This is a genomic window from Gallibacterium melopsittaci, from assembly GCF_042433085.1.
Classification (GTDB): Bacteria; Pseudomonadota; Gammaproteobacteria; order Enterobacterales; family Pasteurellaceae; genus Gallibacterium; species Gallibacterium melopsittaci.
In genome coordinates this window covers 23824-36766 of the sequence record NZ_JBHLWA010000046.1, presented here as the reverse complement: position 1 = coordinate 36766, position 12943 = coordinate 23824, and the positions used below count along the sequence as shown (strand labels likewise).

Annotated in this window: 11 protein-coding genes and 2 tRNA genes; 6 read left to right on the top strand and 7 right to left on the bottom strand. The window is 35.8% G+C overall.

Features of this window, described 5'->3' with window-relative positions; all coding sequences use genetic code 11:
• Positions 1-155: 155 nt before the first annotated feature.
• Both ACFFHT_RS09705 and ACFFHT_RS09700 read right to left on the bottom strand, forming a co-directional pair.
• Positions 156-232, bottom strand: a tRNA-Asp gene (locus ACFFHT_RS09705).
• 27 nt (positions 233-259) lie between these two features.
• Positions 260-336, bottom strand: a tRNA-Asp gene (locus tag ACFFHT_RS09700).
• A gap of 352 nt (positions 337-688) precedes the next feature.
• Here ACFFHT_RS09700 and uhpT point away from each other — a divergent pair.
• The 4 genes from uhpT to uhpC all read left to right on the top strand — a co-directional run bounded on the left by uhpT (position 689) and on the right by uhpC (position 5580).
• The gene (uhpT, locus tag ACFFHT_RS09695; protein ID WP_382375721.1) at positions 689-2086 is read left to right on the top strand and encodes a hexose-6-phosphate:phosphate antiporter UhpT; all 1398 of its coding nucleotides are present in this window, start codon (positions 689-691) and stop codon (positions 2084-2086) included.
• A gap of 101 nt (positions 2087-2187) precedes the next feature.
• Complete coding sequence (locus ACFFHT_RS09690; protein WP_382375719.1) at positions 2188-2793, top strand: response regulator; 606 nt, start codon at positions 2188-2190, stop codon at positions 2791-2793.
• A 4-nt stretch (positions 2794-2797) separates the two neighbouring features.
• Positions 2798-4306 (top strand): signal transduction histidine-protein kinase/phosphatase UhpB, encoded by a 1509-nt coding sequence (uhpB, locus tag ACFFHT_RS09685; RefSeq protein ID WP_382375717.1) that lies wholly within the window; start codon positions 2798-2800, stop codon positions 4304-4306.
• A 2-nt stretch (positions 4307-4308) separates the two neighbouring features.
• Entirely contained in the window at positions 4309-5580 is a 1272-nt protein-coding gene (gene uhpC / locus ACFFHT_RS09680; RefSeq protein WP_382375715.1) for an MFS transporter family glucose-6-phosphate receptor UhpC, read from the top strand.
• A gap of 61 nt (positions 5581-5641) precedes the next feature.
• Here the strand turns inward: uhpC and pdxR are convergent, their stop codons facing one another.
• Positions 5642-7060 (bottom strand): MocR-like pyridoxine biosynthesis transcription factor PdxR, encoded by a 1419-nt coding sequence (gene pdxR / locus ACFFHT_RS09675; RefSeq protein ID WP_382375713.1) that lies wholly within the window; start codon positions 7058-7060, stop codon positions 5642-5644.
• A 114-nt stretch (positions 7061-7174) separates the two neighbouring features.
• Between pdxR and pdxS the strand changes: the two genes are divergently transcribed.
• Together pdxS and pdxT are read left to right on the top strand one after the other, a co-directional pair.
• Positions 7175-8062 (top strand): pyridoxal 5'-phosphate synthase lyase subunit PdxS, encoded by an 888-nt coding sequence (pdxS, locus tag ACFFHT_RS09670; protein ID WP_382375711.1) that lies wholly within the window; start codon positions 7175-7177, stop codon positions 8060-8062.
• Between the two features lie 3 nt (positions 8063-8065).
• Positions 8066-8656, top strand: a complete 591-nt coding sequence (gene pdxT / locus ACFFHT_RS09665; RefSeq protein WP_382375709.1) for a pyridoxal 5'-phosphate synthase glutaminase subunit PdxT — start codon at positions 8066-8068, stop codon at positions 8654-8656.
• 88 nt (positions 8657-8744) lie between these two features.
• Here the strand turns inward: pdxT and ACFFHT_RS09660 are convergent, their stop codons facing one another.
• The 4 genes from ACFFHT_RS09660 to ACFFHT_RS09645 are packed head-to-tail and all read right to left on the bottom strand — an operon-like array spanning position 8745 to position 12842.
• Entirely contained in the window at positions 8745-9362 is a 618-nt protein-coding gene (locus ACFFHT_RS09660) for a YfgM family protein (RefSeq protein ID WP_382375707.1), read from the bottom strand.
• A gap of 11 nt (positions 9363-9373) precedes the next feature.
• The gene (gene hisS / locus ACFFHT_RS09655; protein WP_382375705.1) at positions 9374-10657 is read right to left on the bottom strand and encodes a histidine--tRNA ligase; all 1284 of its coding nucleotides are present in this window, start codon (positions 10655-10657) and stop codon (positions 9374-9376) included.
• Between the two features lie 19 nt (positions 10658-10676).
• The gene (gene ispG / locus ACFFHT_RS09650) at positions 10677-11792 is read right to left on the bottom strand and encodes a flavodoxin-dependent (E)-4-hydroxy-3-methylbut-2-enyl-diphosphate synthase (protein ID WP_382375703.1); all 1116 of its coding nucleotides are present in this window, start codon (positions 11790-11792) and stop codon (positions 10677-10679) included.
• 24 nt (positions 11793-11816) lie between these two features.
• The gene (locus tag ACFFHT_RS09645) at positions 11817-12842 is read right to left on the bottom strand and encodes a RodZ domain-containing protein (protein WP_382375701.1); all 1026 of its coding nucleotides are present in this window, start codon (positions 12840-12842) and stop codon (positions 11817-11819) included.
• Between the last annotated feature and the right edge of the window lie 101 nt (positions 12843-12943).

Genomic DNA, 12943 nt, shown 5'->3' with positions numbered 1-12943 from the left:
GGGAAATATTGGACTTTAATGGGGCCAGGTTCAAAACGTATTCACTGTAACGGACCTACAAGCTATATCAATTTATATAAATTAAGAGATTTATCTTATTTATATAATTTCTAAATTAGAATTTATTTAAACTAAGAAAATAATTGAATATAAGTTGGCGGAACGGACGGGACTCGAACCCGCGACCCCCTGCGTGACAGGCAGGTATTCTAACCAGCTGAACTACCGCTCCGCAATAGGAGAAAATCTAAAAAAGAAGTGGCGGAACGGACGGGACTCGAACCCGCGACCCCCTGCGTGACAGGCAGGTATTCTAACCAGCTGAACTACCGCTCCGCATTCGTGGTGCGCATAATAATATTGATCCAAGATCTCGTCAACTTCTTTTTATCAAATTTGGTTTAATTGATGAATTGATAAGCTAAATGGTAAAGTTTTCCGTTTTTCTTCAAAAATGGACACTATCCTATGGATATAGGATTGTTTTATTGCTAATAAGAAAATTTATTGTTTCCGATAAATTTTGGCTTTCCTGATTATTAAAAAGTGATTTACATCACAAAAATAGATGAAAAATAACAAAACTAAGAAAAATTCCTATTTTTTCTAAAGTATCTTCTCAAGGCATATTTCCCCTGTTTAATTAAGATTAGCCCATCTTATTAATCACAATATTAGGGAAATTTTTATGCTTAGTTTTTTACAAGAGGTTAGAAAACCAGTATTAGATCTTTCAGTCGAAGAAAGACGCAAAATGTGGTTTAAACCATTTATGCAATCTTATTTGGTAGTATTTATTGGCTATATGGCAATGTACTTAATCCGTAAGAATTTCAATATTGCCCAAAACGATATGATTGAAACTTACGGTTTAACCAAAACTGAATTGGGGATGATTGGTCTAGGTTTCTCGGTCGCTTATGGAATTGGAAAAACGGTTGTCTCTTATTATGCCGATGGGAAAAATACTAAACAATTTGTACCATTTATGTTGATTTTATCGGCTATCTGTATGCTTGGCTTTAGTGCCAGTATGGGTGGTGGTAGCGTTGCACTCTTTTTGATGATTGCATTTTATGCTTTAAGTGGTTTTTTCCAAAGTACAGGCGGCTCATCAAGTTATTCTACTATCACTAAATGGACTCCCCGTAAGAAAAGAGGCACATTCTTAGGTTTCTGGAATTTATCTCATAATGTAGGTGGTGCAGCTGCTGCGGGGGTTGCACTATTTGGGGCAAATGTGATTTTTAATGGTCATGTGATTGGGATGTTTATCTTTCCATCAATTATCGCTTTGATTATTGGTTTTGTTGGTTTGCGGTATGGTTCAGATTCACCAGAGGCTTATGGCTTAGGTAAAGCTGAGGAACTCTTTGGAGAGGAAATTAGTGAAGAGGATAAAGCAGCAGAGGAACAACAACTCTCCAAATGGCAAATTTTTGTGCAATACATTCTCAAAAATAAAGTGATTTGGTTGTTATGTTTTGCCAATATCTTTCTTTATATTGTACGCATTGGGATTGACCAATGGTCACCAGTTTATGCTTATCAGGAATTAGGTTTTTCTAAGGATGCAGCAATTTCTGGATTTGCATTATTTGAGGTTGGTGCATTAGTAGGTACATTTTTATGGGGCTATCTTTCTGATTTAGCTAATGGCCGTCGTGGTTTAACGGCGTGTGTTGCCTTAATCCTTATTGTCTTCACTTTAGAGTTTTATCAATTTGCCACCAATGAATATATGTATCTTACTGCATTGTTTGTATTAGGTTTCTTAGTGTTTGGACCTCAATTATTAATAGGTGTGGCTGCGGTAGGTTTTGTACCTAAGAAAGCGATTGCCGTAGCTGATGGTGTAAAAGGTACATTTGCATATTTAATTGGGGATAGCTTTGCTAAATTGGGAATTGGGATGATTGCAGATGGAACACCAATTTTTGGTTTAACAGGTTGGTCTGGAACATTTGCTGCTCTTAATACTTCTGCATTGGTGTGTATGGCATTACTGGCGTTTGTTGCAATCGCTGAAGAGAAGAAAATTCGCAAATTAAAAAAATCATCTACAATCATTGAAATCAAAGAATAAAAATAAAACGTTCATATCTTCTAATATGCGGTGAAATTAGTTACCGCATATTTTTTATCCTAGTGTAGAATAAGGCCTTTTTATCAATGTGAGAGAAACTTATGATAAGTGTTGTGTTGGTCGATGATCATATTATTGTTCGTTCTGGATTTGCGCAATTATTATCTCTTGAATCAGATATTGAAGTTATAGGTGAATTTGGTTCGGTCAAAGAAACTCGTTTAGGGTTACCTCGTTTAAAGCCTCAAGTTTGTATTATTGATATTTCAATGCCTGACGAAAGTGGTCTTGAATTATTGAAAGATATTCCTTCAACAATCCATTGTATTATGTTGAGTGTGAATGATTCAGATGTCATTGTGAAAAAGGCCTTAGAACTAGGAGCAAAAGGGTATTTAAGTAAACGTTGTAGTCCAGAAGAATTAATCCAAGCGGTGAGAACGGTTTATGCCGGTGGGGTTTATTTAATGCCTGAATTAACCTTAAAGTTAGTTACGCCTAAAAAACAAAATAATGTATTTGAATTGACGAAAAGAGAACGTGAAATCTGTGAATTATTAGTATCAGGATTAGATGCTAAAGAAATCGCTGAAAAACTAAATTTAAGTTTTAAGACAGTTCATGTTCATCGAGCAAATGCGATGAGCAAATTAAATGTGAAAAATAATGTGGAACTGGTCAATTTATTTAATCAACAAGCAATTTAATCTAATGAAAACGCTGTTTACGCTTATTTATAGTTGGTTCTTAATTGTCTGTACTTACTTTTGTATGTGGGTAATTTCGGATTATTTTCTCGATAATTCTCTTATGGCTTTTTTATTTTTCCCATTTGCATTACGTGTAGGAATTTTAATTCATAGTGTACAGCGATATTGGAGTGCAGTTTATTTAGCAGAGTATAGTGTTTTATTACTACTAATATTTGCTTATCCAGAGAACAATTATTTTACTGTGGTGTTGCTAAGCATAATAAGTTTGCCTATTTTAATGTTATTTCACAAATATTATGTTGGCAGCGAGTTTAGGCGATTATTATTACAGTTAGGCTTGATTATTGGATTAAGTGGACTTAATGGATTATTACTTTTTACAGAACCTTTCTATTTTACTTTTTTAATTAGTTTTTCAGCTGGAGTTTTATTAATTCCAGCTTGTTATCTCATTAGTAGTTTTCTCTTTGGAACGCATTGGTTGCCATTAACAGCGGCATTAGTGAACAAGCCAGTGATTCTAAGAAGTAAACATATTTTTATTTATATTTTTCTCTTTATATTAAATATTTTAATTCAAACAGCATTGCCAGAAAGTTTTAATCGTTTTGCTTTGTTCTATCTATCAATTCCAATTATCCTGTTAGCTTTTCAGTATGGCTGGCAGGGAGCATTATTAGGCACACTTTTAAATAGTATTGCGTTAATGGGAACAGCACATAGCTTTTCAAATTCAGAAATTACGGATTTATTATTAACTTTATCTGCTCAAACGATAACAGGTATTTTTTTAGGATTAGGTATTCAGCATCAACGTGATCTTAACCACAGCTTATCTCTTGAATTAGTGAAAAATAAATATTTAACTCGACAATTAATTAATGCTGAAGAGGCAATTCGGAAAGATATTTCTCGAGAATTACATGATGAAATTGGACAAAATATTACTGCAATTCGTACACAAGCTAATATTTTAAAAAAGATTAGTCACTCATTACCACAAGAAAGAATAGCCAATATTATTGAACAACTTTCGTTAAATATTTATGACACGATGAAAGGATTATTGAATCGTATTCGTCCTCGTTTATTAGATGATTTGGATTTACAGCAAGCAATTCAAAATCTATTTACTGAATTAGACTTTATAAGTCATGGTATTACAGTGAAGTTTCATTGGCAAAATACAGAAAAAATTACCTTAGACCATGTGTTGGAAATTACCCTTTATCGACTATGCCAAGAGAGTTTGACGAATATTGTTAAATATTCTCAAGCGACTCAGGTATCAATTCAAATGATAATTAGTGAAAACATTACCTTGATTATTCAAGATAATGGTATTGGTTTTGATAAAAGTATTATTGCAGATACAGGATTTGGTATTCGAGGTATGCAAGAACGAGTGAGTATGTTAGGTGGAGAGTTTACGCTTACATCTATTATGCAAAAACAAAATGTTGAGCTGCAAGGTACAACAATTAAAGTAATCCTACCAAGAGTCTAATTATGTTTGTGAAAGATAATCAGCAAGATCAGCTATACCATTATTGGCGTATTCATTTAATGTTGGCGATGTATATTGGGTATGCAGGCTTTTACTTCACGCGAAAAAGCTTTAATTATGCTGTACCAGCACTAATTACTGATTTAGGAATTGATAAAAGTGATATTGGATTAATGACAACTTTATTTTATATCACTTATGGGATTTCTAAATTTTGTTCTGGTGTATTTTCAGATCGATCTAATCCTCGTTATTTTATGGCAATTGGATTAATGCTAACAGGTGTAACTAATATCGTTTTTGGTTTATCCAGCTCATTATTTATGTTTATGACGTTATGGATATTAAATGCGTGGTTTCAAGGATGGGGCTGGCCAGCTTGTTCTAAATTGTTAACTACTTGGTATTCACGGACTGAACGGGGATTATGGTGGTCGCTTTGGAATACAGCCCACAATGTAGGTGGGGCGTTAATCCCGTTAATTATCGGCTATTTAACTTTACATTATAGTTGGCGGCATGGTTTTATTTTTGCTGGGATCAGTGCGATAGTCATTGGATTATTATTATTGTTACGTTTACGAGGAACGCCAGAATCAATGGGCTTGCCTAGTGTTGGGCAATGGCGTCAAGATCAACTAGAACTTGCTCAAGAGAGAGAGGGTGCAACATTAAGTTGGCGAGAAATTTTACAACGATATGTTTTTTTTAATAAGTATATTTGGTTGTTAGCATTAAGTTATACCTTAGTTTATATTGTCCGCACAGCGATTAATGACTGGGGCAATATCTATTTAACTGAGAAATATCATTACGATATTGTATTAGCAAATAGTATTCTTTCTCTCTTTGAAGTAGGCGGCTTTGTAGGTTCGCTAGTTGCTGGTTGGGGATCAGATAGGTTATTTTCCAGTAATCGAGGTCCAATGGCATTGTTATTTGCAATCGGTATTTTCTGTTCTATTTTAGCTTTATGGGTGATGTCACAGGATAAAGTTATCTTACAAGGAGCGGTATTTTTTGCGATAGGCTTTTTTGTGTTTGGCCCTCAGATGTTAATTGGAATGGCTGCCGCAGAATGTTCACATAAAAAAATGGCAGGAACGGCGACAGGCTTTGTGGGATTGTTTGCTTATCTAGGTGCAGCATTAGCAGGTTATCCATTAGCATTAATTATGCAACATTTCCATTGGAATGGTTTCTTTATTGTTATTACCTGCTCCGCCTCGGTTATCGCCTTATTGTTGTTACCATTTTTGAGATTGCAGAATTAAATTAATGATAATCAATTTATATCAATAACTTCTGTTAAATTCCCACAGTTTTATTTTGGGGTTAACAGAAAATTGGTGTGTAATGCCATATTTGCATCAACTTAGGGATAGCATATTTAAGTTCTGTGAGATGTAAGTTACCAAACCCTAGAGAAAAAAGGCGTTTTTGTTGTAGGTTCTGAATAGGATAAACTTTGATACTTGCTTGTTCTGCAAGTTTTTCTAATTCTTCTAATGTTCTTGTTTCTTTATAAAGTTCGATTAGTAAATAAAATCCTGATTGTGCACCATAGTAGCGTACATCTTGTGAGTAGGCTTGTAATAAATGACAGAGTAACTCCATTTTTTTTCGGTAATGTGTACGCATTCGTTGGATATGGCGTTCAAATCTACCTGATTGCATAAAGTTTGCAACAATATGTTGATTAATTCGGGGAACAGAACAATTAAATTGTCCACATATTTGTTGGTAATGGCGAAGTAATTGTTGTGGTAATACTATAAAACTTAAACGTAACGAGGGCATTAATACTTTAGAAAAAGAGCCTAAATAAATTACTTTTCCTTGATGATCTAATCCTTGTAATGCAGGGATTGGTCGGCCTTGATAACGAAATTCACTGTCATAATCGTCTTCAATAATATAGCGATCACTTTGCTTATTGGCCCATTCAAGTAATTGATAACGTTCATTAATTGAAAGAACACTGGCATAAGGATATTGATGTGATGGGGTAGCATACAGAATATTTACTGCATATTGTTCGAGTAAATTAAGATCTATTTTTTGGGATGTAGTTAAGAGTGGTAGTTTAACAATATGTTTTTGATTAATAGTAAGCAGTCGTTCAACAGCGGTATAACCATATTGTTCCATAGCATATGTAAAGGGCTTATTATCCTCTAGTTGATTGAAGAGCCAGCAAAGCTGCATCATTGCTATCTCAATCCCCGCTACAATAATAATCTGTTCTGTTTTGCATTGTACACCACGAGCAGAATACAGATATTTCCGTATTTGTTCTCGTAAAATATTTTCTCCTTGTTTCTCACCATGACAAAGTAACTGTTGTAATTGCTGATTATTTAATTGTCGCAGCTGTTTTTTCCATAAATTAATTGGAAAAAAGTCAGTGTCAATATAATTAGGATTAAAATCAAATTGATAATGTTTGGTGGCGTTGCTTTCCGTTTCAGGCGTCAGTATGGGAATATTTTGAATCGTCTGTTGAATATCAAAACTAACTTGAGAGCGAGTACGAGGATTAGATTGGATATAACCTTCTGCTTGTAATTGTGCGTAAGCTGATTCGACCGTGTTTAAGCTAATTGCAAGCCATTTTGATAATTGTCGCTTTGATGGCAATTTTTCGCCTAGTGGTATACGACCAGCGATAATTTCTTGTTTTATCTGTTGATAAAGTTGTAAATACAGAGGTAAATCAAGCTGCTTATCAAGTTTTAAGTTCATTTCATTCATAAAAATAAAATCTGATCTGGTTAAATAGATGAAAACTGACCCTTTTAATCATACCTAAAAAAGTAAGAATAGTAATTCAATTTAATACAAATTCAGTCTATATGGAGTAACAAAATGAATAAAATTGTTGGAAGTGATGTTGTAAAACGTGGTATGGCTCAAATGCAAAAAGGTGGCGTGATTATGGATGTGGTTAATGCTGAACAAGCACGTATTGCGGAAGCAGCTGGTGCAGTAGCTGTAATGGCGCTAGAACGTGTGCCTTCAGATATCCGAGCCGCTGGTGGGGTAGCACGTATGGCAAATCCAAAAATTGTGAAAGAAGTGATGAATGCGGTGTCTATTCCTGTGATGGCTAAAGCTAGAATTGGGCATATCACTGAAGCCAGAGTATTGGAGACAATGGGAGTTGATTATATTGATGAAAGTGAAGTACTGACTCCTGCTGATGAAGAATTTCATTTATTAAAAAGCCAATATACTGTGCCTTTTGTTTGTGGATGTCGTGATTTAGGTGAGGCATTACGCCGAATTGGTGAGGGAGCAGCAATGTTACGCACTAAAGGTGAACCAGGAACGGGAAATATTGTGGAAGCAGTGCGTCACATTCGTAAAGTTAATGCTCAAGTACGAAAAGTAGTTGCAATGAATAATGATGAGTTAATGACCGAAGCAAAACTGCTTGGTGCTCCTTATGAACTACTTGTACAGATTAAGCAGCTTGGCCGTTTACCTGTGGTTAATTTTGCTGCAGGAGGTGTGGCAACACCAGCTGATGCTGCATTGATGATGGAGTTAGGGGCAGACGGAGTATTTGTCGGATCAGGTATTTTCAAATCAGAGAATCCTGAAAAATTTGCATGTGCTATTGTGCAAGCTACAACTTATTACCAAGATTATGATCTCATTGCACGGTTATCAGAAGACTTAGGTGAAGCAATGAAAGGTATTGATATTGCAAAATTGAGCATAGAAGAGAGAATGCAAGAACGAGGTTGGTAAATAATGCAACATTATACAGGTTACAAAGTAGGGGTACTTGCATTACAAGGTGCAGTAAGTGAGCATATTGAACAATTACAATCATTAGGTGTAGAAGCGATTGTTGTGAAAAAAGTTGCTGATTTAGCAATGTTAGATGGTTTAATTTTGCCCGGTGGAGAGAGTACAACAATTGGAAAATTGATGTATGAATATGGTTTTATCGAAGCCATTAAGCAATTTGCTAAACAAGGAAAAGCAATTTTTGCAACTTGTGCTGGAATGATTTTATTGGCGAAAGAAATCGTAGGTGAGGAGAATATATATCTGTCATTGATGGATATTGCTGTACAGCGTAATGCTTTCGGACGACAAGTAGATAGTTTTCAAAGCGATATTAATGTGCAAGGTTTACAGGGGACTTTTCCTGCAATTTTTATTCGGGCACCTTATGTTCATTCTATTTTATCCAAGAAAGTGGCAGTATTAGCTGAAGTGGATAATCATCCTGTTTTGGTGAAACAAGAAAAATTATTAGCTTGCTCATTTCACCCAGAATTGAGCCAAGATAATAGAATTATGCAGCTTTTTCTTGCTATGGTAGCGGGAGATTAAAAAATAAAACCTACGATATGAAAATCGTAGGTTTATCAGTTGGTTAGATAAAAAATAATATAATCAATTAACTTAAAAAGAGCCTTAATTATAAATTATTCAACTGAACTTGTAGCCATTGTGCTTCCAACGGATTAGCGGTCGTAAGTGCAGTTTCAAAGGCTTTTTTGGCATCATCTTTTTTACCCATAGCAACATAAATTTCACCCATTAACATAGATTTACGTCCTTGCCATGCTTGTTCAGATACTTTGCCAAGTGTGGCTAATGCAGTATCAAATTGTTTTAACTGAGTTTGTACACTAGCAAGACGTAAGGAAATTAATGAAGTTAATGCAGAATCTTTGGTATTTGATAATGCTTGATTTAATGTTGTTGCAGCTTGTTCCCATTGTTTCGCATCGACTAAACTTTTCGCTTTATCCAATAATAAGAAAGTTGCATAAGCATTATTAGGATTTTCTTGGATAAATTGAGTAAGTTGCGGATTGTCCAAACTAGGATTAGTTTGTGCTGCCGCTAAAATTTGGCTAAAGTTTGCCGAAGATTGGTGAATTTTATTGAGTTGATAACTTTGCCAATAACGCCAACCAAATACACCAGCAATAGCAAGAATCACGGCAAGAATAATTACCTTACCGTTTTCTTTCCACCATTGCTTAATCTCTTCAATTTGTAGTTGTTCATCACTTGTTGTATAAGCCACAATAATGCTCCTTAATGGGATGAGTAAAATGGAGTTAAATAATTAATCATTTCAGACATCGGTACAGTAACTTGCTCAGTACCACTTAGGAGGTCTTTAATGACAACTTGTTGTTGTGCAATTTCATCTTCACCAACAATAATAGCGAATTTTGCACCTGATTTATCTGCTCGTTTAAATTGTTTTTTGAAATTACCACCACTGCAATGGAGTAACACTTTGCTGTGTGGAAAGGCTGTACGCAGTTGATCAGCAATGTTTAATGCAGGTAATGTGGTATTTTCGCCTTGGTGTACCAAGTAAATATCAACATTAGCATTAACAGGTAGGTCCGCAACAACTTCTTGGATTAATAATACTAAGCGTTCTAAGCCCATCGCAAAGCCAACTGCTGGCGTAGCGTGACCACCGAGTTGTTCAACTAATCCATCATAACGTCCACCACCACAGACAGTGCCTTGTGCACCTAATGCAGTAGTTACCCATTCAAAAACAGTTTTATTGTAGTAATCCAAACCACGCACCAATTTTTGGTTGATTTCATAAGCGATGCCATATTGGTCAAGAATAGTACAAAGTGTTTGGAAATGCTGGCGAGAATCATCATCTAAATAGTCGTGCAATTTTGGTGCATCATTTAATACTTCTTGGACTCTCGCATCTTTACTATCTAAAATACGTAAAGGATTTGTGGTTAAACGACGTTTGCTATCCTCATCTAACGCATCATAATGCCCTTGTAAGTATTCAACTAAGGCAGCACGATAATTTTTACGTGCTTCTAAAGAACCAATAGAGTTTAATTGCAGTTGTACATGATCAGCAATGCCTAAATCTTGCCACAGTTTTGCAGTCATAATAATGAGTTCAGCATCAATCAATGGATTAGCGATACCAAAAACTTCTACTCCAACTTGATGGAATTGGCGATAACGCCCTTTTTGTGGCCGTTCATAACGGAACATTGGTCCGATATACCATAAACGTTGTTCTTGATTATAAAGCAGTCCGTGTTCAATACCTGCTCGTACGCAACCAGCAGTCCCTTCTGGGCGTAGCGTTAAACTCTCTTCATCACGATCGTTGAAAGTAAACATTTCCTTTTCAACGACATCAGTTACCTCACCAATCGCGCGTGCGAATAGTGGGGTGGATTCCACAATAGGCATACGGATTTCAGCGTAGCCATAACTACTTAAACGCTGTTTTACTTTATTTTCTACCCATTGCCATAGCGGAGTATCGCTAGGGAGGTAATCATTCATTCCTCGAATTGCTTGAATTGTTTTTGCCACGTTTTATTCCTATTAATAATTAAATCTGTTCTATTTTAATTTGGTTTTTTGGATCTAATGCACTGACTCTGGCACGAATCTGCGCTTCTAATTGGTCGATTAATTGATCATTATCGAAACGTTCTTTTTGACGTTCACCTGAAATATAGAAACCACTTTTCTTATTACCGCCAGTTACGCCAATATCAGAAACTAATGCTTCTCCAGGTCCATTCACAACACAACCAATAATAGAAACATCCATTGGGGTAATAATATCTTCTAGACGTTGTTCTAATGCATTCACGGTCGCAATCACATCAAACTCTTGACGTGAGCAAGTTGGGCACGCGATAAAATTAATCCCACGAGAACGAATACGCAAAGATTTAAGAATATCAAAGCCAACTTTAATCTCTTCTACAGGATCGGCTGCCAATGAAACGCGTAAGGTATCACCAATCCCCTCAGCAAGCAACATACCTAAACCGATAGCACTTTTTACTGAACCAGATCTTGCACCACCTGCTTCTGTAATGCCAAGGTGAAGCGGTTGTTCGATTTGTTTTGCTAATAAACGATAAGATTCTACTGCTAAGAAAACATCGGATGCTTTCACGCTGACTTTAAACTGATCGAAGTTTAAACGATCTAGAATATCTACATGACGCAGTGCTGATTCAAGTAATGCTTCTGGTGTTGGTTCACCATATTTTTCTTGTAGATCACGTTCTAATGAACCAGCATTGACACCAATCCGAATTGGGATATTTTTATCTCTTGCACAATCGACTACCGCACGAATACGATCTTCACGTCCAATATTACCTGGATTGATGCGTAAGCAATCCACGCCATATTCTGCGACTTTGAGTGCAATACGGTAATCAAAATGAATATCGGCAACAAGCGGGACATTCACTTGTTGTTTAATTAGTTTAAAGGCTTCGGCGGCATCCATTGTTGGCACAGATACACGAACAATATCTGCTCCGACTCGTTCTAACGCTTTAATTTGAGCCACAGTCGCTTCTACATCTGTGGTACGAGTATTTGTCATCGATTGAACGGCAATCGGCGCACCATCACCAATAGGTACATTACCAACATAAATACGAGTAGATTTTCTACGTTGAATTGGAGATTGTTTTAACATAGCTATTTTCTTTATTTAGAGAAATTAATTTTGTTGTGCGGGTAAAGTTAATTTTGCAACACGTCCATCAATTTTTAGTGGAACGTCTTGCCCTTGATAAGTAATTTTTACATTTTGTGGTGCACCAATAATTAATGAATAAGGTGGTTCACCAGTTAAATCAAGGATTTCACCTTGACGATATTCACGTTCTGCTAAGGTTTTACGATTTTTATCTTTAACACTTAACCAGCAATTTTCACCAGTAATCTCAATTTTTAAATTGTTTGGAATAACGTCTGTTGCAGGCGTGGTCGAACTATTATCAGTTGTTGTCGGATTCGCTGTAGTTGCTGTTGTACCATCAATTTTATTCATTTCAGTGGTAAGTGCTTCAGTAGAGGTATTTGGATAAGTGATATTGTTATCACTACTTTTATTCTCTGTTGTTGACGTTGATGTAGTGTTATCACTGGTAATTTGCTCTACTACAGCATTATTTTGTTGTTCAGCATTGTCTGTTGTGCCTTGAACAGGTTGAGTTTGTTGAGCAACATCTTGTGTATTGCTATCAACTGGTGTTGTTGGCGTGTCAGTTGTTGGTGCTGCTGTTGTTTCTGTTGTAGTGTGTTCCTCGACAAATGTTTCTCGTTCGCTAGTAGAACGTTGATGATCTTGCCACCACCATAATACTGTCATACCAATAATCACAATAATGACAATCCAACTAAGTGGGCGTAACCAGTGGTGATGTGAAACATAACGATTAACAGAATTTTTAGTGCGATGATTTTTATTTAAATCATTTTTTACTTCTTCACCAAAAGTAGTTTGTGTTTGAATTAAATCTGCAGGTAATTTGAGAAATTTTAAATAACTACGTAGATAACCACGTGCAAAGGTTGCAGGAATGTGGGGAATCGTAAATTCGTTATTTTCAAATTGTGTTAAGACTGCGATCTTAAGGTTAGTTTTTTCAGCAGCATCTTCGAGAGTAAGCCCAAGTTTTTCACGAGCGTTGCGTAATTGCTCTCCTAAATTTACGCTATTAGAAAGTTGTTCTTGATCCATAATAAAAATTAATTGTGGTTGAAAAATAATAATGACTCACTGATTGGATGATGAGCTATCAGTGAAGAATTAAGAATTTGCCCATTATACAGGAATGGGGA